Below are 24253 nucleotides of genomic sequence, written 5' to 3' on the forward strand. Positions count from 1 at the left end.
GCAGTAGCGTCCGTCACTGTTTCAGAAACCCTTCCAACTCCAGCCAGTCGGCGAACCTGTCAATCCAATGGTCGGTAGGGATGTTCTGCTTTCGCATGCCAAAGCCGTGGCCGCCTTTTGCATACATGTGCAGCTCGGCTGATTTCTTCGCGCTCGTCCACTTCTCATACAAAGCGACGCTGGCCGGAGCGAGCCCGAGTGAATCATCTGTCGCAGCCGCAATAAACATAGGCGGAGCATCCGCTGGGACTGGAGCATCTTTCGACATTGGACCGCCCGAGTAGATTGGAGCAACGAAGGCCGGCCGTCCTTCAGGCGTGTAACGGAAGGCAACTTCGGCAGCGACCGAGCCGCCGGCGGAGAATCCGATAATACCAACGCGGTCGGGCGAAACTCCCCACTCCGATGCGTGCTGCTTAACGTAAGTGACCGCTGCCAGCCCATCGGCGGCGGACAGCGGTTCAATCTTCACCAGCATCTCCCGAAATTTCTCCCTGTCCTGAAACAACGTGGTGAATTCCTGCGTCGCATCGTCGCCGGTGTGCGCAAGACGATACTTCAACACGAAGGCCGTCACGCCTTTCGCAGCCAGATACTTGGCGACGTCGGTACCTTCGCTGGTGATCGAGAGCGCCATAAAGCCACCTCCCGGGCAGACCACCACTGCAGTGCCGTTTCTCAATTCGGGAGAAGGTTTAAAGACCGTCAGCGTCGGACGAGTCACGTTGGTGACAACATCTGTGTTCCAGACCTTCGAGAAATATTCTTTCTCTGGATAGTTCGCCGGAGCCGAGCCCGGAGCTGTACCAGAGTAGAGAGGAATGACATCCTGGGCAGCGCAAAGTTGCGCCAGGAAGAACACCGCGCAGAGAGTTCGGATAACGAATCTTTTCATAACCGCGAAGTCTACCAGAGCCGGTAAATCGAGCTCCAGGTCGGTGTTGAAATTGAGATCAACGGCGGCCATTCGCCGAAATGCGGCAGTTCAGATGCCCGGCCCTCAGGGCAAGTCCAAACCCTCACTCGAATACATCAGGCTTGAGCCCCATGACTCGTTTTAGACATAGGGCTCAAGCATCTTTCCCTCTGGGGATTTGCTCTCGTTACTCTTTGTACAAGTGCGTCGCGTGGGTGACCGTCGCGTTTGCCCGCATTGCCGCGGAGATTATGGCCGTTTCCGTCAGCATCTTGTCATTTGCTCCGGCCTTGCGCGCTGCTCTCATATGCAACTCAATGCAGTAAGGGCACTGCGTTGTCAGCGCGACCGCCACCGACATCAACTGCTTGTGCAGGACATCGATGGCGCCGGCTTTGAACGCCTCTTCATTGAAAGCCCAGAAGGCTTTCATTGTGTCAGGTGCATTCTCATCAAGCATCTTGAGCTTAGTGAGATTCTTCATGTCAAACATGTGAGTGCCTCCTATTCGGTTTTGTGTAAAACCCTTCCGACCTGGAAGGGTGCGGAAAGCGCGTTAGGTTATACGTTTCAGGGGTGACTCCCCAAAACGCATGGGACGGCAAAATATGATCTGCCGAATTCGAGTGCCATCGCGGAGTTGATTCCGATGATCTGGCTCTGAAGAGCGGGCCACCGAAACCGCCGGAGATCGTCAATACCAATCGACCATCTTCCGGGATTCGCGGCACGTACGCCAACGTTAGCCGCGAAGGTTGGGCGCCCCGAAGGGAGCACCCGTTAATCCGCCGTCAACCATCAATTCGACCGCATTGATGTACGACGAATCCTCAGAAGCCAGGAAAAGCGCAGCCTTCGCGACATCTTCTGGTTCGCCCCATCGGCCCAGCGGGACGGCTGAGGAGAATAAATCATCCACCTTGGCAGACTGTTCGGCCGATATTGAGGCGCGAGAACCGCGCTTCCAGATGGGAGTTTTGGTCGCTCCGGGCGCGACTACATTGACACGAATGTTCCGTGGTGCAAGGTCGGCAGCGATCGCACGCGCCATAGCGACGATCCCGCCCTTCGTGGCCGCATAAGCGGCTACTCCCGCCTGGCCCAGATAGTTGTGCACCGACCCGTTGAAGATAATGCTGGCGCCATCATTCAACAGAGGAGCGGCGGAGTTGACGGTGAAGAAAGCGCCATTCAGGTTGACGTGGATGACATTCTCAAACACCGCTTCGTCCGCCGCGCCGGTGGGAGTCCTGCCGGTAATTCCGGCATTGACGAAGACGATGTCCAGCTTGCCGAAATCCCTGGCAATATCTGCGAAGAGCCGCTTCCGGTCGTCCGCCACGGCAACATCGGCGCGATATCCGCGCGCGTTGGGTCCCAGTTCGGCGACTGCTTCATCCAGCGTCTTCTGGTCCCGGCCGGTAATCGCGACTTCAGCGCCTTCTGCAACAAAAAGGCGCGCAGTGGCCAGGCCGATGCCGCTGTTTCCGCCGGTGATGAGGGCCTTCTTGCCTGTGAGTTTCATGATTCCTCCTTGAAACCGCAATCGAGAACCTCGACATCCCGCTGGGAGCGATGTCAGTCCGGGATGTTTTTTTATTTCGGCAACTCGTTACCCGACTGCTCCGCAACCATGTAGGCGGCGTACCAGTCTGCCCAATCCGCGTCGCGCTGCCCGGTGCGCTTCTCGTGCTCACCGTGGGCGGCCTCCGCGCGCCGAAACGCGCTCGCCAGATCGCTTGCCGATGCGAACGTCGTCGTCGTGGAGTCGATGCGGCCTGGCAGCCGCGCCGTGATTTCCTGGAACAGCCAGCCGTTCCCGTCCGGATCGCTGAATGAGGCAAACGAGCGGTAGCTGCGATGTTCGGGATCTGGGCCCTGGACTCGGATCCGTCCAAACAGGTAGGGCTCGTCCGGGCCTGCATACACGTCGCCGCCACCGTGGAACGTCTCACTGACCTTAACGCCGCGACGGAGCAGTTTGTCGCGGGCGGCTTCGATGTCAGCGACGATCAGATAAAGGCCCTGAGCCGAACCGGGAGTTGCCCCAGTAACATTCTTGCCGAAGATGACCGAGCACCCGGAGCCAGGCGGCGTGAATTGAATCACGCGAAAGTCGCTACCGTTGTCGTAGTCGGCGTCGAGTCGCCACCCAAGACCTGCGTAAAACTCCTTAGCGCGGTCAATATCCGAGACGGGGATAACCACGATTTCAAACTTCATGTCGATTTTTGCGGCGCTCGCCTCGCTGGCGGGGTCAGTTTGGACTTCATCTGTCACATTTGCCATGTCATTTTCTCCTTTTGCATTCAACTGAATGAAAGGCGGGAATTACGGAATGGCAGCGTCAACTGCAGAACTGCTTATCTCTAAAGGCGTGACGTTCGAAAGTAAGCTTAGGACAGATTGCAAGACACTCAATGCGTCATTTAACGACTTAAAACAATGAGCACGAAGGCGGAATGCGCATCAGTGTACACCTGCGATGCAGCGCCACTATTAATGGACGAAGAGATTAGTCGATACCTGCGGTGCTGGAAAGACAATGCATATGAGTTTGCGTTCATGCCGGGTACCGAACAACTAAGCGAGACCATTGAGACTCCACCAATCGGGGCCGGGCAGGATTTTGGCGATATTGGTGCGCTCCTCGGCGATCGAAACCGGTCTCACTTCTTGCAACAATGAGGCTTGACAGCGGTGCTACTCTGAATATGGAAGAGACCTAAGCCCGCGCATGGCGGGCTTTTCTATTGAGTAACGGAAGTAGCTGTAGAAAGAAGAATTTAGAAGAAATGTATCGGGCCCTCGAAGTGGCAAGGATTCAGTTCATTGAAAATTGAGGATGGATTTAGAGACCGCAGCGAATTGTGGTGTTGAAAGCGGCACGAGCTTAAGAGCCCGCCCTTAGCGAAGCCGAATGGTGCCGAAGACGATTCAGGTATATGCGGCTTCAGCAGCCGGGGAAGTTCTTCAGTGCGCCCATGACGTAACAGGAGAAAGGAGCGCACGGTGGCTGACAGCGGAGCGCTGACTCACCCCTCTACAACACCGTAACTACTCATATTTGGAAGAACTTGCAAAAAACAGGGGGTGGGTCATTTCGGCAGCGCAAACGCCACATAAACCCCGCCGATAGGCAATCTGGGGTCCTTGCCGCCTGCAGCAATCACGACATACTGCCGTCCATTCACTTCATAGGTGGCCGGAGTAGCGTTCCCGGAAAACGGTAAAGTGGCCCGCCACAAAAGCTTTCCCGTCGCCTTGTCATAGGCGTGCATCTGTTTGTCGAAGTTGGTGGCGCCAATAAACAGCAGTCCGCCCGCGGTCACAACCGGACCGCCATAGTTCTCCGAGCCGGTGTTCTTCATGCCTTTGGCAGCGAGTTCCGGATACTCACCGAAAGGAATTTTCCAGACGTACTTGCCGGTATTCAGGTCGATGGCGCTCAGCGTTCCCCAAGGCGGAGCAATCGCTGGGTAGCCGTCGGGGTCGAGAAATTTGCGGTAGCCGGTGAAGTTGTACTTCTCAGTCTCGGTCGAACTCCCGGATTCACTCTTCAGCTCGGTTTTATCATCGTGGCCGGTTTGCAAATAGCGAATCAAAGCATCAAGCTGCTCATCGGAGAACGCCGGAAAGCTCGGCATCCGGCCCTTCCCCTGTCGGATGGTGTCCCGAGTCTGGTCGATGGTCAGCGACTTGCCGATGTCAACCAATGACGGGAAAGCCGGCGGCGAGCCGCGACGGTCGTCGCCATGGCAGATGCTGCACTGCTGCTGATAAAGCCCAGAGCCGCTCGCGCCTGAAGATTTGTTCTCTTCAAGGCCCCCTAGCCATGCCATTTCGTTGGCATTGACGTAGATAATCCCGGTGTCGGGATCGACCGCCGGACCGCCCCATTCCGCGCCGCCATCGTAACCGGGAAAAACGATGGTCGGCTTGTCCAGACTGAATGGAACGAACTGCCCCGCACTGCGAAACGTCCGGAACTCCTTCACCGCCCATGCATGGGCCTGCGGCGTGCGCCGGGTAAGCATGTCTTCCGTCAGCGCCTGTCGCGCGTAAGGAGCAGGCATGGTCGGCAGCGGCTGCATCGCCGCCGTGACTTCGCCGGGAACCGTGCTCGCCGGGTATCGCTTGTACTCGACGGGAAAAACCGGCTGTCCATCAACGCGATTAAAGAGATAGATCCATCCCTGCTTGGTGGTCTGTGCAACGGCGTCGATCTTCTCTCCCTGATGCTCGACCGTCACCAGCGCGGGCGGAGAAGGAAAGTCGCGGTCCCAAAGGTCGTGGCGCACGGCCTGAAAGTGCCATAGCCTCTTGCCGGTGTCAGCATCGAGCGCAAGCAGCGTATTGGCAAAGAGATCATCGCCGAGTCGGTCGCCGCCGTAGAAGTCAAAAGCAGCCGAGCCGGTGGGCACATAGACAATGCCGCGCTTGGCATCAAGTGCCATGCCCGCCCAGTTGTTGGCCGCTCCGCTGCGCTTCCAGGCATCTTTGGGCCAAGAGTCGTAGCCGTACTCGCCCGGATGCGGGATGGTGTGAAACGACCATCGCAGCGCGCCGGTACGCACGTCGTAGGCGCGGATGTCTCCTGGCGGACAGGGCAGAGTTTCCGGGTCGCGGCCGCCGACAATGATGAGGTCCTTATAAACAATGCCTGGGCTGGTCAGCGCGATTGAAACCGTCGCAGGATCGCGCCCCAGGCCCTCGCGCAGGTCAACTCGTCCGTTCTCGCCGAACGATGGAATAGGTTGGCCGGTCTTGGCATCGAGCGCGTAGAGGTAGTTCATCACCCCGGCGAGAATGCGCGCGCTGGTGCCGTCTGACCAATACGCCAGCGCGCGCGCGGGCTGCGTTCCGGCAATGCCGCTGTCGAATTTCCATAACAGCTTGCCGGTCGTCGCGTCGAGCGCGATGACCTTCTGCGACGGAGTATAGGAGTAGAGAACGCTGCCAACAATGATAGGGCTCGGCTGAAACACGCCCTTCTCGCCGGTATCGTAAGTCCAGGCGACTTGCAGGTTCTTCACATTCGTCCGGTTGATCCGCGCCAGCGGCGAATAGTGGTCCTGCGCTGGCTGGCCTCCGTAAACGGGCCATTCAGATTGCGATGTGCTTTGAGCACCGGCAAACGCTATGGTTGCCGCAAACAGGGCTATAGCAGATATGGTTTTCGTCATCACAGGCGCATAGAGTCAGCAAATTCGATGAGTGCTGTTGGTGCGACCAGTAGACCGTTCGCACCTGTTGCTGTCAAGCATACCCGCCGCAAATAGCTCTTTCATTGGTCCCGCGAGCGGAGTAGCATGTTTGCCGCAATCTCCTTCATTGCTGAACCGCTTTTTGCCTGGAGGCTCGTCTATGCTAAGAACCCTGCTGCTTCCTGCGTCGCTGCTGGTTGCCGTGCTCGCCGCGGCGCAACAGGAACAGCCCCCCGCTCAACCGACTCCCGCTCAACCGCCCGCATCCGCCACAGCGCAGACAAATCCCGTCAAGCCCACACCAGAAGGGTTGGCGCACGCCAAGAAGGTCTGGGGCTATGATTGCGCCTTGTGCCACGGCGACAAAGGCGACGGCAAAGGCGATGTTGCCGCCTCCATGAATCTCACGCTGAAGGACTACACCAAACCGGACTCACTGAAGGACATGACCGACGGCCAGATATTCGACATCATCAAGAACGGCAAGGGCCAGATGCCGCCCGAAACGGGCCGCGCCAAACCCGATGACATCTGGAACCTCGTTACCTTGATTCGCAACATGTCAAAGAAGACAGATTAGAAATGTTTTTTTAGAAACGCCCCGATCCGCTCGATTTCCTGCTCGCTCAGGCGGAAAGTCATCGCAGGCATGGTTCCGTCTATCTGGTCAGGACGGCGGGCACCAACTATGGCGGCGGTAACCGCTGGATGACGCAGGGTCCAGGCAATGGCGACCACTCCCGGTTCGACACCGTGCTCATTCCCGATCTCGCGCAGCACCTCAACCAGCTTCAGATTCTTTGAGAGCTTCGGCTCGTTGAAGTTTGGACTGCGCTTACGCCAGTCGTCATCGGGAAGGTTCCGCACGCGTTCGGCGGTCATCTTGCCGGTAAGCATGCCCGAGAGCATGGGCGAATAGTTGATAACGCCAATACTGTGCTGGCGGCAGAAGGGCAGAATTTCGGATTCGATATCGCGGCGCAGCATGGAATAAGGCGGCTGTAGCGATGTAATAGGCGCAATTTTCTGTGCGCGCTTCATCTGCTTGACGCTGAAATTGGAAACCCCGATGTGGCGAACTTTGCCCTGTTCCTTGAATTTAGAAAGGGTCTCCCACCCCTCTTCGATCTCGTCTTCGGGATTTGGCCAGTGAATCTGGTACAGGTCAATTGCATCTACTCGCAGGCGCCGGAGCGAATCTTCTACTTCCTCCTGCAACGAGCCGGCCTTCAGGCTGCGATAGATTTTGCGGTCTGGAAACCAGCGCATTGAGCATTTGGTGAAGATATAAGGCTTATGCGAAGAATTCTTGACCGCTCTGCCGACGACTTCTTCCGAATGACCCAGGCCGTAGATGGCCGCAGTGTCGATCCAGTTGATGCCACGATCAAGCGCGCGCTCAATGGTGCTGACAGATTCAGTATCGTCCTGCGCGCCCCAACTGAACTCCCAATTGCCGCCGCCGATGGCCCAGGCGCCATAGCCGACAGGCGTAAGGCGCATACCGGAGTTGCCGAGTTCGCGTGTCTCAAATTTTGCCGTGGGAGAGGTTTCAGTAGCCATGCTCACTAGCATACTAACGCCTGTGAGCCGGCTTGATGAAATTACGGCTCTACCAGGAAACGACCGTCGTGCATGATCTGCTCTTCTTCCACCCAGATGTTGAAGCGCAGGCCCACTACGTCAATGTGCGTCGTCGATGTCCACGACGCACCGGTATGCTCGCCATAAGGATTGCCGAAAGCGATATGAATGCCGGGAAATTTCTCGTCCTGCAGAATATTGCCGATGACCTGCTTCACACCAATATTTGTGCCGATGGCGAACTCGCCGACGCGGTGAGAATTCTCATCGATGTGCGTGTAGGTCCAAAAGTCATCGCGCAGTTGCTTGTTCTCAGAATGGCAATCGACGATGCGGTTGCCTTTGATCTCAATCGTCAGCGGGGCAGTCTCAAGCAGTCCATAGCGGAAACAAAGATAGTCGCCGACAACCCCATCAACCACGAAGATTCCATTGACCTCTCCGGGAGTTGTGAAGATTTCGCCGCCGGGAAGATTGCCCCACTTCTCGCGGGATATGATGCCCGAGGTCTTGAGCCACTTGTACTCGGGATTCAGGTCAGCGCGAATGTCGGTTCCCGCAGCCGTCGTAGCGCGGATATAACTGGCGCGGCGCACCTTCTCAATCACCTTCTGGCTGAGACGGTCAACGAGCGCAAAGTCGGCGCGCATACCTTGGCACATAATCTGCGGCGTGATGTTGACCATGTGTGCGTGCCGCATACGACGGCGGTTGACGACTTCTGTCATCTGCATGCGCGAGCGCAGCTCGTTCTGCTGCACCTGCACGGCGAAGATGCTCACGTCTGATGTCTCCATGTCTTCGAGTACGGCAGCGGGCATGTTTTTCAGCGGACGCGGCGCGAGGTCTTCTAGCACGAAGGCGTTCCAGGCGCAGCCATTAACGGACAACTCGGCGGCAATGGCCGCGGCAATGGTCGCGGTCTCGCGGTCGGTAATCAGGGTGACTTTTTCGCCTGGTTCTATGCGAAGGCAGGTGAAAACGGCGGTGTGTGCTCCCGGTACGAATTCTTCAGGAAAAGGCGTGTCAAGGAGCGCCTGAGCTTGCGGTGTTACTGAATACGTCATTCTTGATAGGTCTTTTCATTAGCCTACCGGAAATCCGCTGAAACAGCACCTTATACTGCCATTTTTGCTCTACGGAGCACATGAAAATGAAGCAGCCAGATTCTTGTTTCCGGAGCCGTTGTACTTTGCCTCCTGCGGATAGACGCAGAGCGGGCGTGTTATCTCAACGTGCCGATGAGCGTTAGTCTTCGCGGTGTCGTCCTCGTCATATTTCATTGCAATGATTGTCGATGGGGCTTTGCCGTCTTCCACCCAGTCGACGAGCGCGGTAAAGATGTCATGCCCGGCGTCGCCTCGTGGCGCAGATTCATCCTGACCGAACACAGTCGCACCCGGTCCTCCTCCGCAGTGCTGCATGCCCGGAACCATATAGAGACGCAGCGACTGCTCCGCTGTCTGACCGCCAACGGTTTCGACGACACTGTTGTAATAGTTGACGGTATTCAGCGCCGCAATGCCGGGGTCGTTCCATCCGTGGTACAGGATCAGCTTGCTATGCGAGAGAAACGGTTTCAGGTCAGGATTCATGGCATCAAGAGCATCGCCGGTTTTCTCGAACGCAAGCCTAAGAGCGTCGTCGATGTTCGCGCTCTTGAAGTCCCAATCGGACTTGCCGTAGACCATGTTGGCAAAGTATCCGGTCACATAGAATGCGCCTGCGCTCTTGCCCTGCTCTGAACCAGTGATCCAGGTCGCCCAGCCTCCGCGACCCTCTTCAGCGCCCGGGAGCAGTCCGGGAAAGATCAGCTTGCCCGAGGCATCGTGCGCGCCGGCGTAGATGGTCTTGAGCGAACCAACCTGGGGCTCAGTAAGGCAGCTATCGGATTCCGTCCCCTTGCAGAGCAGCGTTGAAGGATCGAAGCGGCATTGCCGGGGGTCGTTAAGAACGCCGTCAGCCACTCCGTCCTGAGTATCACATGCAGCGTCTACCGCCTTGCCTATTGCAGGAATTTTGGCGGGTGGAATGTAACCGGCCGCGTCTGTGGTTTGCAGAAACTTCAGACCACCGGTAAGCATCGGCACCCAGTTATTGGCTGGAGCGCCCGCAATGATGCCGTCATAGTCATTGGGAAAACGCTGCGCCTCCATAAGCGCCTGGCGTCCGCCGTTGGAGCAACTGGCAAAGTATGAGCGTTTGGCATCATCGCCATAGAACGCTTTCACCATGCTCTTAGCGTCTACAGTCATCTCATGCACGCCGCGATAGCCGTAATCGACAATTTTCTCGGGGTGACCGAGAGCCCAGTCCGCGCCCGGCGTCGAGTGCCCGGTATCCGTGCTGGCCGCTGCGTATCCCTGGCTCACCGCTGCCGCAAGGCCGGAATAGGCGATATACCCGGCAAATCCGCCATTGCCTAAGCCGCGGAATTTCCCGTTCCAGCCGCGCTCGGGCATCCAGACCTCAACTTTAATGTCGGAGTCAGATGTCGGCTTGAGAGTGGCCAACACGCGGCAAAACGCTGGCACCGTTTTATACAGGCGCGGCGTCTTCTCGTCGGGCTTCATGTTGGGCGGTCTGAATGCGCCAGCCGTTACAACCTCGGAGCTCTCTATCGTGATATTGGGCAGTGACGACTGTTTAAGAGCGGCGCATTTTGAATCGGCGCCCCAAGCCAGCGTTGAGAAGGCAAAGGCGGCAGACAGAAGCAGCAGAACCGGACGATTTGGCATCGTCGCAAGCTTCGCAGAACCACTGCTGCCTGACAAGTGAATTTCGCGGCTATTTGTGACTGGGCAGAACGTTCCAGATCGACGGATCTTCCTGTCCAAGAACCCATGAACAGAAGCCTTCAAGTCCGCGTTGGCGCACTAGGTCGTAACGCTCGCGGAAGGTGCGCTCGTCAGTAAAGAATATCCACTCGCGCATGTCGTCACGGTAGAAGTACGTCCATGCGGTGCGGTCAACCGGATCCCACTCGATCTTGCCGCCGTACGATTTCGCCAGATCGAGCGCGTCCTGTCCGCCAATATATTCAGCGCTGGGATTCGGCTTGTCGTTCTGCGGCGGCCCGGCAAACCAGTGGTAGCCGTAGAGCGGAATGCCCAGCGAGAGCTTCTCCTTGGGAACGACTTTGAGCGCGTAGTCGAGATTTTCTGTCATCCATCCCCAGCCGGCAACGGGGCCCGGGGCCGTCCAACGCGTGTGCTGGTCGTAGGTCATCAGGCAGAGTAGATCGACTGATTTCGCCAGCGCTTCGACGTCATAAGCTCCGCGCCAGTTGGCATAGATCCATTTGGAGAACGCGCTTTGCCCCGGTGCGCCGGGAGCATTGGGCACGGTCGCAATGGATAGCTGCAGATTTTGCTGGTGGAATGCTGTTGCCGTTTCTGCTACAACCTGCGCCAGCAGATCGCGGTCGGTCCAGGCAATGTTTTCAAAATCAAACTGGAAACCGGAATAGCCCTTCTCTTTGCAGATGGCTATCAGTTGGGCGATCATCCTGCGATAGGCTTCTGGTGTGGTAATCAGCTTGTGAAATGGCTCCTGCTTGAATGCCTCGCTTGCCACAATCGGCATCACCTGGATGTGGTGCTGCTTCGCTGCTGCCAGCACCAATGGATCAGGGCCGCCGGAGACCAGGCCCGTCGCATCGACCTCGTACCAGACAGGCACAAGGATATCGATTTTGTCGGCGTGAGCATAAAAAGAGCGGACGCCATCAGGGCTGCGCGTGAGATAGAAAAGGGCTTTCGGCTGCTGGGCATAAAGAGTGAAAACAGAAAAGACCAGAGTGAGAAGGAGGACATGTGTTTTCTTCATTTTGCGGGCCTGATGCAACGATATTATTTCTTTTCTGGGACGGCATCCATCTCCGCCATGGGGCCCAGCATCTCTCTTCAGAGAAGTTGAAGGGAAACTGATTTCCCAGGGCCTCCCGTTCATCTGCAGATGAATGGGAAAAAGTATGGGCTGGCAGGGGGCGCGGGTTTTCGCGATTTCCTCCGCTCGCCGCCGGTGAAGGAGAATCGCGACAGCCGGTGGACTCTCCCAGCCCCTAATTTTCGAAGAGTCCCACTTGTGTCTCTTCCGCCATGTAATCAACGACAGCTTTCAGGTCATTTGTCTCGTCGAATTTGCGAATCTGACGGTCCGCCCCAGTCCCCATTTCCAGGATTTTGCGTATGTAAGCAATCTCTTCATGACTGTTGAGTTCATCTACAACATCACCGATGAGGTCAAGGTATTCGAGAACCAAGTCGCGTTCCGGCACTTCTATTTCTTTGCCAAAATCAATGAGCTTGCCATCTAGTCCATAACGCGCCGCCCGCCACTTATTTTCCATCACCAGCGCGCGGGAGTATTGCCGGTAATCCTGATTGCATGAATGCAGATGATAGAGTTTTGCCACAGTCGCCTGAATGAGCGCCGCTATCGCCAGCGTCTCTTCTGCCCGCATGGGAAGGTCGCAGATGCGGACTTCAACTGTGTTGAAAAATGGATGCGGGCGAACGTCCCACCAGATTTTCTTGGCGTTGTCGAGGCAATTGGTCTTGATGAGCAGGTTGACGAAAGCCTCGTATTCCGCATAGCTCGAGAAACTGTCAGGAATATTCGTGCGCGGAAATTTATCGAATACTTTCGCGCGGTAACTCTTGAGCCCGGTCTTCATGCCGCGCCAGAAGGGCGAGTTGGTCGAAAGCGCAAGAATATGCGGCAGGAAATACCGCAGCGAGTTCATGATCCGGATAGCCGCCTCGCGGTCTTCAACACCGATATGAACATGCAGCCCGAAGATCAGGTTGGCGCGCGCCACTAACTGCAAATCTTCGACGACGCGCTTATAACGGTCATCCGGGTAGATTTCCTGCGTGCGCCAGTCGGCGAACGGATGCGTTGCCCCTGCGACCAGAAGTAAATCGTGTTCACGCGCGAGAGCGATCATCTGCCGGCGCAAATCGAAGAGATCATCACGCGCTTCTTTAACGGTTTTGCAGATGCTGGTGCCTACTTCAACAACAGACTGGTGCATTTCCGCCTTAACGCGCTCGGCGAGGCGGCGCTTGCCCTTCGCTAGCATCTCCGTCGCAATGTGCGAACGCAGATCGCGCGTTTCGGGATCAACGGTCTGGTATTCCTCTTCAATGCCAATCGTGAATGAGGGCCTCATGGACTGGCCGTCCAGGCATTCCACTTCGCGCCTGTCGGACGGACTCCTTTCGCGTTCCTTCGTTGGTGGAAGTGTAGACCGTTTTGTCGAAAACTGACTTGTCTTTTAGGCGATTTTTATGTGGCGCTTCAGGTCTGCGAAACTTCCGCGGCTTTCTTCTTTGGCGCGCGCTTTTTTGCCGGCGCTTTCTTCGCGGGCTTGGCACCTGCGTTCAGAAATGCGCTCCATCGCAGCTCTGGGACCTTTGGCGCGAGTTTGGCATTCTTGACCGCAAGATCAGCCACGGCTCCCACAATCCAATTAAAATTCTTCTGACCGACAGAGTGCAGATCGGCGTCGGGCGCGGGATTCATGAAGTCGATCGCATACGGCACACCATCCTCCACGGCGAATTCGACCGTGTTCAGGTCATAGCCAAGAGCCTTGCAGAGCGTAAGCGCGTCTTTCTCCACGCGCTTTAACAATTTCTTGTCATACTCCGGGGGATTGAGCACATAACGCTGCGCGTGCGGCTGACGCGGATCATACGGCATGATATGGACTTTCTCCTGACCAACGACGTAACAGCGAAAGTATTCATTGAATTTCACCGCCCGCTGCAAGGTCATGCAGAGGTCGCGGCTCTGGTCGTAAGCCCGGAAAAATTCCTCACGGTTGTGCACATGATGCACGTCGCGCCAGCCGCCGCCATCGACCGGCTTGAGAAAGGATGGAAAGTCGACATAGTCAAAGATGCTGTCCCAGTCCAGCGGATACTCCAGATTGCGCATGGAGCGCTCGGTCGTTCCCTCCGGATAATGTTTATGCGGCAGGACCACAGTCGGGGGCACTGCCACCCCGAGTTTCGCGGCCAGCGAATAGTTGAAGAACTTGTCATCCGCCGACCACCAGAAGGGATTATTGATGACCACCGTTCCATTCAAAACGGCATGCTTTAAAAAGGCGCGATAGAACGGGATGTCATGCGAAATGCGGTCAACTATCACCGAATACGTTGGCAGTTTATCAAGATGGATGCCGCCGATCTGCACGAACTCTGCGGAAATGCCGTCCAGATTCATCGAGTTGATCCGCTCAACCAGCGCGCCGGGAAAAGTGTTTTCCATGCCGAAGAGAACACCGATTTTTTTCACAATGCCTTCCTCCCAGTGGAGATGCAATTCTCACACCGTCTCATCTGCTGAGGCAAGTTGTCAGAAGGGTTAGCAGAAAACGGGAACCGAACGAGATTGCCGCTTCCCGGGGTCAGGCATCCGTTTCGGCAGAGCGGACGTATTCGATAACGGCTTCGCTCCAGCCATCGATGTGCGTCCACGCGCCGTAACCTACTCCGTTGCAGTAGCTGGCTACGTTGATCATGTATCCGCGTCCATTCTTTGACGCGGGTACGCGGTCGTGCGACTGCTCATCTGTGATGACGATGATGCGGTCGCCGCGCTCGCGCAGCTCATTGAGCGCATGGCCAAGCTGCGTACCGCTGTGCGGCTGGCTATGCACAATGGCGTCGCGCAGGGCGAAGCCGCGACGCGCCGGGACAGCCGTGAGAGCATCCGAGAAGGCATAGATGCTTACCTCTTCCGCAATCTCACGCAACAACACGGCCAGACCCGCAGCCGCGTCCATGCGCAGCATCTCGGAACGCGCGGACAGCTTCGCATCCATGCTGCCGGATACGTCGACCAGCAAGACTGTCTTGCCCATCAGACGCAACTGGCCGCTGAGGCTCGCAAACATCGCCTGCTCGATCCACGGCTCCCACTGCGGGGCGTGACGTGCAGCAGCGATGAAGCGGAACGGCAGCACGCGCTCGACACGAATCACTTCAAGCGCGTAGCGGACCAGTTCCGGATCAACGCCCGCAGCCTGCATATTGCGCAGGTTGCATAGCAGAGCCAGAGCGCCGAGGCGGTTCTCGATCAGCACCGACTCCCACACTTCACGCTTCTGTTCGCCGCGCGACAAGCGCACCTCCCACGTTTCGGGAGAAGGCAGCGTGCCCTCAACCAACTGACGCCAGGTGAGGGATTGCTCGGCGGTCAACGGCTTGGCGTGCGTGAGAAAAAGCACGTCACGCAATTTAACCGCACCCGCGCGGTCGTACTTGGCAAGAGCATAAGCATCGAACCGTGTGAAGGCCGCAGCCAGACCCTTCTTCACCTGCGCTGACAAGGGCTGACGGCCATCCTTCCAGTAAATGGCTAGGAACTCCGCCAGCTCGTCAGCGCGCTGGATGACACAGGCCAGCGTTTCAGCGACCAGACTGCGATGCGTGGCGTAACGCGCCATCTCACGCACCAGCAATAGCGGTGCGTGGCGCAGCTTCATCTTTTCGCGCGCGTCGACAGCGAGCGCAGCCACCTTTTCCGCCTCGACCTGCGGAACCAGTGCGGCAATGCGTTCGGCGATGGTCGCGCCGTCCTCGTAGAACTGACTCTCCCACAACATGCAGGCCAACACGGAACGCCGCAACTGCGCTTCCGCGCTGATAGCAACAGCAGGCGCGCCCTCGTGCGTGCGCAAAGGTGCTGCACTGAATCCGAGTTGACTGAGTTTCAAAATATTCAGGCGCATGGAGCGCCTTCCTTTCAAGATGCCAGGTAATTGCAGCCCTGTTCTCAGCCGGCATCATGTTAAAACCGGAACAGAGTCAGACAATATGGCTACTCACTGTCGTCTTCGCTTTTGCTGGTGAGCCCAGTTGTGCCGCCGAAGCCTGCGCGCGGGTTCACCTTCTTCAGCTCGATGACGAAGGCCATCTTCTCCATCTCATAGAGAGTCGGCACGAGTTTGCTGAGGTAGTCGCTGCAACGGCTGACCGGAAACGGTACCAGGCGTGGCAACTCGTTAAAGTAGCCGCAGCGAATTTCCTCTTCATTCTCGGAGTAGCCCAGCAGGATGCTGGCGTAACGACAGGTGCGGCAGAGCGACTCCTTGCCAATTGCAGTGCCGTTACGCACAGTAATGCTGAAGGCCATAGCGTGTCTCCTTGCACACGGTTCGGGGTTCAAGGTTGAAAAACAAAACCGTAAACACAGTTAAAGGGTGCGTGCCGGGGAATATCCGGAACGGGTGTGTGCCGAATGTTCTCCCCAGAGAACTTGACCGCAAAGCGGCCGTGGGAATTGAACCCACCCCTTTCGATCCGAAGTAACCCATTCACTCGCCACCGGCACAGTGAGTGTTCACGCCAGGGAAAAGTCGTATGCGGCTATTGCGGTTTCGAACCGCACCCTTTCAGGTTCTGACCAAAGAAGTATCCGCACACTTCACCACTGGCGTATATCTGCATTCGCGAGGGAACGGTCGCTATTGCGGCGTGGTCGTGTCAAGAAGTATCCGCGTGCTACACCACTCGCTATTGCAGGTAAAGCTTTGCCCTAGATCGCGTTAAAGTCGGTTGTCCGGATTTAGCAGAGGAATACGCGGCGCTATGATTTTGCGGTCGCGAGCAGAGTCCATGACGAGCCGACGAGGCTATCTAGCCTTGGCTGCATCAAGTGTCCGAATTGGAAGATGGTAGTCATGTACAGCTTCCTCTGCCTGAAAGATGGTCGCACAGGTCACACGGAAATTTCAAGTGGAAATCAGAAATTTTTTTATTTGTAACGGTTTCAGATACGAATACAAATATCTACAGGTAAATATTCATCATTCGCCCCCACGTTGGCCAATCGTGGCTGTTCCATGAGTCCCAGATATAGAGGTTATGCGGAACTCCTTTTTCCCCTAACAGCCGTGCCATGAACTGGTTGTCGCCCAGGCACTGATCGTCCCATCCGGTAGCAAGAACATAGGCATTGTGACGATACCTATCGAGATACCACGAATCCCCCATGTTCGGGATGTAATGCGGCGGCGTGTTGAAGTACACATCGTTGTCGTAATAGCCATGCAAAAAGCTAGTCTGGTCGAAGGCTCCGCTCATCGAAAGGAAGCCAGTGAATCTATCGGGATGCCGCAGGGCGATATTCACCGCGTGATAGCCGCCGAAGCTGCATCCCAGGCTGATGAGGTGTGGAGCATGGTTTTTTAGCCGAACCAGAGGCAGCACCTCTTCCATCACGTAGTTCGCATACTGCACGTGCCGGGCAATTTTCCAGCGCGGAGGAACGTTACGGTTGTACCAGCTCTCGGCGTCCACGCTGTCTACGCAATAGAGTTGCAGCTCGCCGTTCTCAATCTTGTGCGCTATAGCGCCGACCATGCCGCGATCTTCAAACTCGTAGAAGCGCCCCTGCGACGTAGGAAAAACCACCGCAGGCACTCCGGCGTGTCCGAAGACCAGTAGTTCCATGTCGCGGTCCAAACGCCACGACCACCATTTGTGATATTCACGGTTCATCGTCGTTCACATTCCTGATACTGTAGCAGCAAGGCCCGCGCAAATACGCAGCAGCCGATGAGAAAACGTAGAGGAAACCGCGGCAAGTTGGCAACAGAGATTCAAGATATTTCCATTACCGCTCTAGCGCCCGGCGCTCCCATTTTGCCCGCGCGCGTCACACTTCACCCACAGTTTCACAGCCGCTTTTTGCCGGACGACCGCGACATCACGGTCTATGTCCCTCCACAGTATGAACAGCAGCCGGAACGCCATTTCCCGGTCCTCTATTTGCACGACGGTCAGAACCTCTTCGATCCAAGCACCTCGTTCATTCCCGGACGCACATGGCGCGTGGCCGAGACGGCTGATGAAGCCATTGACGCCGGCGAAGTAGAACCGCTGATCATCGTCGGCATCGCCAATACAGGCGACCACCGTCTCGCCGAATATACCTATGTACCGGACTGGAAAATGGGCGGCGGGGAAGCCGACAAATACGGCAGGCTCATCACCGAAGAGCTGATCCCCTTCATCAACGCCAACTACCGCACGATGCATGGCCTTCGACACACAGGAATGGGAGGTTCATCACTGGGTGGCCTGGCTACGCTTTATCTGGGCCTGAAATACGCCGACCGCTTCAGCAAGTTAGCCGTGCTTTCGCCCTCAGTATGGTGGAACCATAAGAGCATCATCGGATATGTGAATGAAGCCCGCCCGACCCACCATCCCCGCATGTGGCTTGATGTAGGCAAAGCGGAGGGCAGGCGCACCCTTTCTGACGCCGACCTGCTGGAACGGCGGCTGAAGGCCAATGGCTGGCGTCTGGAATCAGATCTGCATTATGAGCGCGTGGATGGTGGAACGCACGACGAAGCCTCATGGGCGGAACGTGTCAGGCCGATGTTGCGGTTTCTTTTCCCCGCCTCTAGACCTGACACGCTACTCTGACATTGTCGATAGCGCTCTCATGCAGCAAAATGAAGTGCAGTCGTTTTTCGTAAACCCTCATGCTGAAATGTTTTCGAGAGATTGCGGCAGCCTGCGTCTTTTTGCTGAGCGCTTTGAGTATCAGCGCCCAGAATGCGCCTTCCACTCCCGATAAAGTATGGCATGGCCCTGCAGAACAGTCTCTGAACAAGCAGCTTTCATCGCTGCCCGATACCAAATACAGTCTTGACCCGGCAAAGGCATACACGTTAGGGGAACTAGTCGATCTCGCGGAGCAGCACAATCCCGAAACCCGCCTCGCGTGGCAGCAGGCCAAGTCGCGCGCTGCTGCTCTGGGAATTGCCCGTGGCGCTCTCTTCCCTACACTCGCGGCGGTGGTCATTGGCAACACGGCCCGAATACAGATTCTGTTTAATTCAGATTACTTTCGGCAGACATACGGCACGTTTGAGCCGGAACTCCACGTTGAATATCTGATCTTCGACTTCGGCGGACGCGGCGGAGCAATCGACGCCGCCAAAGCCAATCTGCTGGCGGCCAACCTGTCCTTCAACAACACCCACCTGAAGATCATCTTCCAGGTCACTTCCGCTTACTACCGCTTATTGAATGCAATGGGGCAGATGGACGCCGCGGAAGCCAGCCTCAAGAACGCTCAGGCAGTCGAGGAAGATGCGCAGGACCGTCTTACCCACGGTCTTGCCACTAAACCCGACGTGCTGGAAGCAACGGCTGCGCGGGCTCAGGCGCAGTATGACCTGCAAACAGTCGTCGGCGCGGAAGACATTGCACACGGTGATCTTGCTACAGCAATGGGGCTGCCTCCGCAGACGCCTTATCATGTGCAGGCCGTCAACGAGCTTAAAATGCCGGGTGAACTGGCTGAATCGGTCGATGCGGCCATCGACCGCGCTTTCGAGCAGCGTCCGGACCTCAAAGCACAACTGGCTCAGTTGCGAGAAGCCAGCGCAGCTATCAAGCAGGCAAAGTCGCGCATCTATCCAACGCTCAGTTTCAACGGCGACGGCGGTCTGATCCATCAATATGGACAACAGGCGCAACTGCCTCCCGGCTATATCACCTCTGAAACATGGAATGTAACTCTGGGTCTCCAATGGACTATCTTTGACGGCGGGCGCCGCGAGCATGAAATTGCGCAGGCAAATGCTGAAAAGGCAGCGACGCTGGCGCAAATCAATTCGCTGCGAGATCAGATCGCGAACGAGGTGTGGACAGCTTATTCGAATGTGCAAACAGCACAGCGCCAGCAGCAGGCCGCTGCGGATTTGCTCGCCGCCGCCGACCAGTCGTATTCAGCAGCGCATGAATCATATGGTTATGGCGTACGTAACCTCCTGGATGTCGTCGCCGCGCAAAAGGCGCTGGCGCAGGCGCGTTCGGAAGACGTGACTGCACGCACACAGCTTTTGCTGCAAGTTGCCGCTCTGGCGTTCAAAACGGGCGACCTGCTGGCAGTACCGCCAAAGGCGGGTCCATGATGAAGAACGAAAAGGGAGGAAGCTGTCTCGTGCCCCTCGCTGAGAAAAAAATTAAAGGCTTGCCGGCGCTGAGTACCCTGGCTTTGCTTGTTGGTTGTGAGCGCGCACCGACTTTCAGCATCTTAGGGTCGTTCTTTCCGGCCTGGCTATTTTGCATTCTCGCGGGCATTCTGCTGGCATGGGGCGCGCACTGGCTTTTTGCCCGGATTGAAATCGAAAAGTATATCCAGCCGTCAATCCTTGTTTATCCCTGCATAGCGGCTTTTTGTTCCTTCGTTCTGTGGCTCGTCATTTTCAGTTGAATCGAGAAACTATGGCGCTCATCGAATCTGAAGAAAATCGCCGCCGCATCGGACGCATCATCAGCGTCGCCTCGATTTTGCTCGCCGCTATTACGGGCCTGCTGGTGCTACACACGGTTAGCGAAAACCCGCGCACTGACGACGCCGAAGTCTTTGCCAACTTTATCGGGGTCGCGCCAGTCGTCAGCGGCCCCATCGTCAAACTGAATGTGGTCGACAATCAATTGGTGAAGCAAGGCGACCTGCTCTTCGACATCGATGAGCGCCCCTACGCCTATGCTCTCGAGCAGGCAAAATCGCAGCGCGCTTCGCTTGAAGGCCAGATCGTCGATACGGGCCGCACCATCGCGTCACAAACCAGCGCGGTGGACGTGGCAAAGGCTAGCGTCAAAAGCGCCGAGGCCAACGTATCGCGGGCTGCCGCCGCCGTCGATGAAGCCAAAGCGGACGTGATCAATGCAAAAGCGGCGGTGGACCGCGCTGATGCCGAAACGGCATACGCCACCAACAACCTGCATCGTATTGAACCGCTGCTGGCCAAGCAGTTTGTCACCGTTGACCAGATCGACCAGGCAAAAACGCTGCAAACCACGCGCCAGCAGGCCTCCGCGCAGGCCCGCTCTCAACTCGCCCTGGCGCAGGCGCGGCTTGATTCGGCGCAGGCGCAATATAAGCAGGCTGAAGCACAGCTTGAGCAAAGCAACCAGCAGGTGCAACAGGCAACGCACGCCGTGACCACCCTCGAACCCCTTACCGCACAGCGCACGGGACGTACTTCCGCAATCGATCTGGCCCAATACAACCTCGACAACTGCAAGTTCATTGCACCCTTCAATGGCCGCGTTACCAACCTCACCATTTCAGAAGGGGCCTATGCGCATACAGGGCAAGAGATATTCACGCTTATTGATACGCGGACCTGGTGGGCCGTAGCCAATTTCCGTGAGACGCAATTGCACCACATTCATCCAGGCATGAAAGCAGATGTCTACGTTCTGTCGCGCCCCAACATCCGCTTCAATGGAGTTGTCGACAGTATCGGCTTTGGCGTCACACCCGACGCTGATGTCGTAGGACGCCTGACGCAAGGACTGCCCGACGTGCAGCGCACGCTCAACTGGGTGCATCTGGCGTCGCGCTTTCCCGTGCGCGTCCGTATCGAAGCTGCCCCCAATGATCTATTCCGTCTGAGCGAATCGGCAGTCGTTGTCATTCACGGCGAATCTTCACCGTCAAAAGCAAACTAGCTATGGCGACCGCGACCCTCACTGCTCCGGCGAACCAGGGCTTCACATCCTGGGCCTGGAGGTTCCTGAAAAACGAGCTCACTCCTTATCCGGGCCGCGGCGTCATGGTTGCACGCATTGTGATCTCCGTCACGATCACCATGCTCCTCATCATGACCTTTCGCGTGCCTGGCGGAGCAGCCGGCGCTCTGATTGCGTTCGTGATCTCTCGTGAAAATCTGGTCTCCACAGCAAAATCTGTCGTCGGAGTTGGGGCTGCCCTGATCATGGCCGTCGCCTTCGTGCCCATCGGCGCCAGGATGTTCGCGTCCATTCCCATCACTCACTTTTTCTGGGAATGCTTCAGCATCTTCCTCATCTTTTTTCTTATTCGCACGCTGGCGAACTTCGCCGTGGCCGGCATTATCGGGTTAATCGGCACGGGCGTCGTCGGCGTCTGGTATCTGCCCGGCCCGGCTGAACACAACATAGAGCAGACGCTGTGGCAGGTCCTTTCACCAGCCATCGCCGCAGCCGTCACCATCGTGGTCGAGGTGGTCTTCCATGCCTTCCAGAAACATGACCAGATTTTTATTGGATTGAATGCGCGCTTAGAGACACTGGAAGACCTACTCACCTGCTATGCCGCCGATAAGCCGATTCCTAAAGAAATCACGGGCCGGCTCACCCAGTTTGCAACCATAGGAGTGGGCACGCTGCGTCGTCTGCTGGCGCGCGCCCGCTATACACGCACTTATCGCGCGCAAATGTCGGCTGTGATTTCGCTCACTGGCCGGGCCATTGATTTCGCCGCGGCCATGACGCATACACTTCCCTATGTTTCCGCGTCTGACAGCAAGCTCGCGGCAAAACTGGCAACTGAACTTGCCGAAGTCCGGCGGTTTCTCATCTCCGGCGAGAAGCCGCCTATTCTTGAAACGGAGGCAACGTCCTCGCACGATTCCCTGCTGCGCGAGTTGGAAGGGATGATCGCCCTCATGCCTCGCGTCGTCGAAGGCTCGGCGTCGCTCGAAGCTTTTCGCGCCCAGGCTTATGAACCTGAGCCGCAACAAGGCATCCTGGTGCCGGACGCATTCACCAATCCTGACCACCTGCGTTTTGCCTTAAGCGGCTGCCTCGCAGGAACGCTGTGCTACATCGTGTATGTATCGCTGTCATGGCCAGGACTGGCTACGTCAGTGACCACCTGCGTCCTCACAGCGCTTTCCACCATTGGCGCGTCACGGCAGAAACAAGTGCTGCGCGTCGTAGGAGCGGTCATCGGCGGATTCATCTTCGGTCTCGGCGCGCAGATTTTCATCCTGCCCAACATCGATTCCATTACTGGATTCACGCTGCTCTTCGTTGCCGTTTCCACCGTCGCCGCCTGGGTGGGAACATCGAGTTCCCGTCTCTCCTACTGCGGACTGCAAATCGCCCTGGCCTTTTATCTGATTCATCTCAACGATTTCACCATCCAGCGCTCGCTTACTATAGCCCGCGACCGCACCTTGGGTGTGCTGCTGGGAATCGCCATGATGTGGCTGGCCTTCGAGCGGTTGCAGCCTACCAGCGCCACCGACGAAATGGTGAAAGCCTTCAACAAAAACCTGCGGTTGCTTGCCGAGTTGGCCGTCTACAGCATTCGCCCGCACGACGCCGAGGCCATTACCTCAGCGCGCCGCCTTCGCGACAAAATCTATGCGAATTTTTCTGCTGTCAATTCCCAGGCGGACGCCGTGCCCTTTGAATTGGGCGCACTTCGCGTGCAACATATGGCCGCGCGTGACCGCATCCGCCGCTGGCAGGCCGCCCTGCGGACGGCGTATCTGCTGCAACTCGCGCTACTGCAGTACCGTGTGTTCGGCTCGACAGAAAAACTGTCCGCCCAGGCCGAGGCTCTTCTGCAGGATTTCGACCAGTCATGCGCCCAGACACTGAACGACATGGCCACTTACCTTGATGCTCAACGATCAAAGCTGCCAATGCCGCCAGGGATCCAGGCTCCAGCGCTGCCCTCAGACCTGGCGGGCAAAACTGCAAGCCACATCCTGCCTGCCAACCTGCACTCTATCGCGCATGAGTTGCTCAAAATTCTGCAACGTCTGCGCGAACAGATGCTCGCGCAGCCTCTGTTCGCCGCGGAATAATGTCGCGTAAAATGAAATTGCAGTACGGCCCATGCGAAAGTGGCGGAATTGGCAGACGCACCAGACTTAGGATGTGTCCTCGCCCCTCGCAGACAGTTGCAACAGCCTGCAAGATCTCCCCAAGTTATTGAAAATTATCGATCGCGTTTCACTTGCCTCGCAGCGCCTCGCACCCAATTGCGAACGCAACTGACACCAGAATTGCACCATCAAGTAACGCAGTGACCTGGTGCTTCTTACGAGAATCCCGACATCTCCAAAAAAGAAATTGCCAGACGCTAGGGTGTTAGTCGGTATCTATCTTGGAAGACGGCGGTCGTCTCGGTCTCAGGTGTTTACTCTTGAGTTATTTCCGGGTGGGCGACCAACCGGGCGCAACTCGGTCGATGAACGCTATTGCCCTGTTGGCAACATCCGACAAATGCACTTGTCCAGAAAGTCGACGATACGGCCAAGTCGCAGAGGCCCGTGATGTAGACGAACCAGCGACGTGTGTAGAAGTCAGCAGGGTTAGCCGGTAACTCTTTGAGGATCGGCCTTCATATGGTCGTGCGGCTTCTTCGTCGCATACTTATTGGGTCCAATCCTTCAGAGAATGGATCGCTAGGCAATTGGGTCTATTTTGTCGCGACCATCGATCCATAGTGATGCGCCGAGAAAATGGGCGCTCCGCTTATCCGCAAAGCCATTCCGTTCCTACCCACAGTTGAGCTAGATCTCTGAGGTTGTGTTTGTATGTACGCGTGACCAAGTACTCCTTCCCGCCTCTTACACGCAGCTTGGATTCCCCCGTCGCTAGAGGCCGGATCACCTCAACGGCCGAGATATTCACGACGACCGATCGGTGGATGCGAATAAAACCGTAGGGCTTGAGCTTATCGGCCATGGACGAAAGGGATTCGTGCACCAGATAGTGAT

Annotated in this window: 21 protein-coding genes; 6 read left to right on the plus strand and 15 right to left on the minus strand. The window is 56.7% G+C overall.

All coding sequences use genetic code 11. From position 1 onward, the window contains the following. Positions 1 to 13: 13 nt before the first annotated feature. The 5 genes from VEV40_RS19215 to VEV40_RS19235 all read right to left on the minus strand — a co-directional run bounded on the left by VEV40_RS19215 (position 14) and on the right by VEV40_RS19235 (position 6102). On the minus strand, positions 14 to 967 hold the full coding sequence (locus tag VEV40_RS19215) for an alpha/beta hydrolase (protein ID WP_324834679.1): 954 nt from the start codon (positions 965 to 967) through the stop codon (positions 14 to 16). A 136-nt stretch (positions 968 to 1103) separates the two neighbouring features. Then, positions 1104 to 1409 carry a carboxymuconolactone decarboxylase family protein gene (locus VEV40_RS19220; RefSeq protein ID WP_324834680.1) on the minus strand — a complete coding sequence of 102 codons (306 nt, stop codon included), beginning with the start codon at positions 1407 to 1409 and terminating at the stop codon, positions 1104 to 1106. A gap of 249 nt (positions 1410 to 1658) precedes the next feature. Continuing rightward, positions 1659 to 2441 (minus strand): SDR family NAD(P)-dependent oxidoreductase, encoded by a 783-nt coding sequence (locus tag VEV40_RS19225; protein WP_324834681.1) that lies wholly within the window; start codon positions 2439 to 2441, stop codon positions 1659 to 1661. Between the two features lie 71 nt (positions 2442 to 2512). Continuing rightward, complete coding sequence (locus VEV40_RS19230; RefSeq protein WP_324834682.1) at positions 2513 to 3205, minus strand: VOC family protein; 693 nt, start codon at positions 3203 to 3205, stop codon at positions 2513 to 2515. Between the two features lie 809 nt (positions 3206 to 4014). Beyond that, positions 4015 to 6102: a PQQ-binding-like beta-propeller repeat protein gene (locus VEV40_RS19235; RefSeq protein WP_324834683.1), complete on the minus strand. Its 2088-nt coding sequence runs from the start codon at positions 6100 to 6102 to the stop codon at positions 4015 to 4017. A gap of 181 nt (positions 6103 to 6283) precedes the next feature. Between VEV40_RS19235 and VEV40_RS19240 the strand changes: the two genes are divergently transcribed. Then, positions 6284 to 6703, plus strand: a complete 420-nt coding sequence (locus tag VEV40_RS19240; protein ID WP_324834684.1) for a cytochrome c — start codon at positions 6284 to 6286, stop codon at positions 6701 to 6703. Here VEV40_RS19240 and VEV40_RS19245 read toward each other — a convergent pair. The 9 genes from VEV40_RS19245 to VEV40_RS19285 all read right to left on the minus strand — a co-directional run bounded on the left by VEV40_RS19245 (position 6700) and on the right by VEV40_RS19285 (position 17225). Then, positions 6700 to 7686, minus strand: coding sequence for an aldo/keto reductase (locus VEV40_RS19245; protein ID WP_324834685.1), 987 nt, complete (start codon positions 7684 to 7686; stop codon positions 6700 to 6702). The genes VEV40_RS19240 and VEV40_RS19245 overlap by 4 nt on opposite strands. A gap of 41 nt (positions 7687 to 7727) precedes the next feature. Next, a complete protein-coding gene (locus VEV40_RS19250) occupies positions 7728 to 8774 on the minus strand; it encodes an aminopeptidase (RefSeq protein ID WP_324834686.1) in 1047 nt (348 codons plus the stop codon). Positions 8775 to 8843: 69 nt separating this feature from the next. Further along, complete coding sequence (locus VEV40_RS19255; protein ID WP_324834687.1) at positions 8844 to 10445, minus strand: tannase/feruloyl esterase family alpha/beta hydrolase; 1602 nt, start codon at positions 10443 to 10445, stop codon at positions 8844 to 8846. A gap of 49 nt (positions 10446 to 10494) precedes the next feature. After that, positions 10495 to 11535 (minus strand): glycosyl hydrolase family 18 protein, encoded by a 1041-nt coding sequence (locus VEV40_RS19260; protein WP_324834688.1) that lies wholly within the window; start codon positions 11533 to 11535, stop codon positions 10495 to 10497. A 235-nt stretch (positions 11536 to 11770) separates the two neighbouring features. Then, positions 11771 to 12883 carry a carboxylate-amine ligase gene (locus tag VEV40_RS19265; protein WP_324834689.1) on the minus strand — a complete coding sequence of 371 codons (1113 nt, stop codon included), beginning with the start codon at positions 12881 to 12883 and terminating at the stop codon, positions 11771 to 11773. Positions 12884 to 13011: 128 nt separating this feature from the next. Then, on the minus strand, positions 13012 to 14016 hold the full coding sequence (locus VEV40_RS19270) for a hypothetical protein (protein WP_324834690.1): 1005 nt from the start codon (positions 14014 to 14016) through the stop codon (positions 13012 to 13014). Positions 14017 to 14128: 112 nt separating this feature from the next. Beyond that, positions 14129 to 15454, minus strand: a complete 1326-nt coding sequence (locus VEV40_RS19275; RefSeq protein ID WP_324834691.1) for a TROVE domain-containing protein — start codon at positions 15452 to 15454, stop codon at positions 14129 to 14131. An 89-nt stretch (positions 15455 to 15543) separates the two neighbouring features. Beyond that, complete coding sequence (locus VEV40_RS19280; RefSeq protein WP_324834693.1) at positions 15544 to 15858, minus strand: hypothetical protein; 315 nt, start codon at positions 15856 to 15858, stop codon at positions 15544 to 15546. A 656-nt stretch (positions 15859 to 16514) separates the two neighbouring features. Beyond that, positions 16515 to 17225 (minus strand): esterase family protein, encoded by a 711-nt coding sequence (locus VEV40_RS19285; protein ID WP_324834694.1) that lies wholly within the window; start codon positions 17223 to 17225, stop codon positions 16515 to 16517. Positions 17226 to 17282: 57 nt separating this feature from the next. On the opposite strand from VEV40_RS19285, the gene VEV40_RS19290 reads away from it, so the two are divergent. Genes VEV40_RS19290 through VEV40_RS19310 form a run of 5 tightly spaced genes read left to right on the plus strand, consistent with a single transcriptional unit; the run spans position 17283 to position 23335 of the window. Continuing rightward, a complete protein-coding gene (locus VEV40_RS19290; RefSeq protein WP_324834695.1) occupies positions 17283 to 18158 on the plus strand; it encodes an alpha/beta hydrolase in 876 nt (291 codons plus the stop codon). Positions 18159 to 18217: 59 nt separating this feature from the next. Beyond that, a complete protein-coding gene (locus tag VEV40_RS19295; protein ID WP_324834696.1) occupies positions 18218 to 19657 on the plus strand; it encodes a TolC family protein in 1440 nt (479 codons plus the stop codon). After that, positions 19654 to 19959, plus strand: a complete 306-nt coding sequence (locus VEV40_RS19300) for a YtcA family lipoprotein (RefSeq protein WP_324834697.1) — start codon at positions 19654 to 19656, stop codon at positions 19957 to 19959. Before VEV40_RS19295 ends, VEV40_RS19300 begins: the two co-directional genes overlap by 4 nt. Before the next feature lie 11 nt (positions 19960 to 19970). Next, positions 19971 to 21206: a biotin/lipoyl-binding protein gene (locus tag VEV40_RS19305; RefSeq protein WP_324834698.1), complete on the plus strand. Its 1236-nt coding sequence runs from the start codon at positions 19971 to 19973 to the stop codon at positions 21204 to 21206. A gap of 2 nt (positions 21207 to 21208) precedes the next feature. Beyond that, a complete protein-coding gene (locus VEV40_RS19310; protein ID WP_324834700.1) occupies positions 21209 to 23335 on the plus strand; it encodes an FUSC family protein in 2127 nt (708 codons plus the stop codon). 673 nt (positions 23336 to 24008) lie between these two features. Here VEV40_RS19310 and VEV40_RS19315 read toward each other — a convergent pair. Continuing rightward, the coding region (locus VEV40_RS19315) for a LytTR family DNA-binding domain-containing protein (RefSeq protein WP_324834702.1) at positions 24009 to 24253 on the minus strand (245 nt) is incomplete at its 5' end.

This window comes from Alloacidobacterium sp., assembly GCF_035631355.1.
In the GTDB taxonomy this organism is placed as follows: Bacteria; Acidobacteriota; Terriglobia; order Terriglobales; family Acidobacteriaceae; genus Alloacidobacterium.

Coding starts and splice junctions, on each gene's coding strand:
- VEV40_RS19215 (WP_324834679.1), bottom strand. CDS start 967: ATGGCCGCCGTTGATCTCAATTTCAACACCGACCTGGAGCTCGATTTA.
- VEV40_RS19220 (WP_324834680.1), bottom strand. CDS start 1,409: ATGTTTGACATGAAGAATCTCACTAAGCTCAAGATGCTTGATGAGAAT.
- VEV40_RS19225 (WP_324834681.1), bottom strand. CDS start 2,441: ATGAAACTCACAGGCAAGAAGGCCCTCATCACCGGCGGAAACAGCGGC.
- VEV40_RS19230 (WP_324834682.1), bottom strand. CDS start 3,205: ATGGCAAATGTGACAGATGAAGTCCAAACTGACCCCGCCAGCGAGGCG.
- VEV40_RS19235 (WP_324834683.1), bottom strand. CDS start 6,102: ATGACGAAAACCATATCTGCTATAGCCCTGTTTGCGGCAACCATAGCG.
- VEV40_RS19240 (WP_324834684.1), top strand. CDS start 6,284: ATGCTAAGAACCCTGCTGCTTCCTGCGTCGCTGCTGGTTGCCGTGCTC.
- VEV40_RS19245 (WP_324834685.1), bottom strand. CDS start 7,686: ATGGCTACTGAAACCTCTCCCACGGCAAAATTTGAGACACGCGAACTC.
- VEV40_RS19250 (WP_324834686.1), bottom strand. CDS start 8,774: ATGACGTATTCAGTAACACCGCAAGCTCAGGCGCTCCTTGACACGCCT.
- VEV40_RS19255 (WP_324834687.1), bottom strand. CDS start 10,445: ATGCCAAATCGTCCGGTTCTGCTGCTTCTGTCTGCCGCCTTTGCCTTC.
- VEV40_RS19260 (WP_324834688.1), bottom strand. CDS start 11,535: ATGAAGAAAACACATGTCCTCCTTCTCACTCTGGTCTTTTCTGTTTTC.
- VEV40_RS19265 (WP_324834689.1), bottom strand. CDS start 12,883: ATGAGGCCCTCATTCACGATTGGCATTGAAGAGGAATACCAGACCGTT.
- VEV40_RS19275 (WP_324834691.1), bottom strand. CDS start 15,454: ATGCGCCTGAATATTTTGAAACTCAGTCAACTCGGATTCAGTGCAGCA.
- VEV40_RS19280 (WP_324834693.1), bottom strand. CDS start 15,858: ATGGCCTTCAGCATTACTGTGCGTAACGGCACTGCAATTGGCAAGGAG.
- VEV40_RS19285 (WP_324834694.1), bottom strand. CDS start 17,225: ATGAACCGTGAATATCACAAATGGTGGTCGTGGCGTTTGGACCGCGAC.
- VEV40_RS19290 (WP_324834695.1), top strand. CDS start 17,283: ATGAGAAAACGTAGAGGAAACCGCGGCAAGTTGGCAACAGAGATTCAA.
- VEV40_RS19295 (WP_324834696.1), top strand. CDS start 18,218: ATGCTGAAATGTTTTCGAGAGATTGCGGCAGCCTGCGTCTTTTTGCTG.
- VEV40_RS19300 (WP_324834697.1), top strand. CDS start 19,654: ATGATGAAGAACGAAAAGGGAGGAAGCTGTCTCGTGCCCCTCGCTGAG.
- VEV40_RS19305 (WP_324834698.1), top strand. CDS start 19,971: ATGGCGCTCATCGAATCTGAAGAAAATCGCCGCCGCATCGGACGCATC.
- VEV40_RS19310 (WP_324834700.1), top strand. CDS start 21,209: ATGGCGACCGCGACCCTCACTGCTCCGGCGAACCAGGGCTTCACATCC.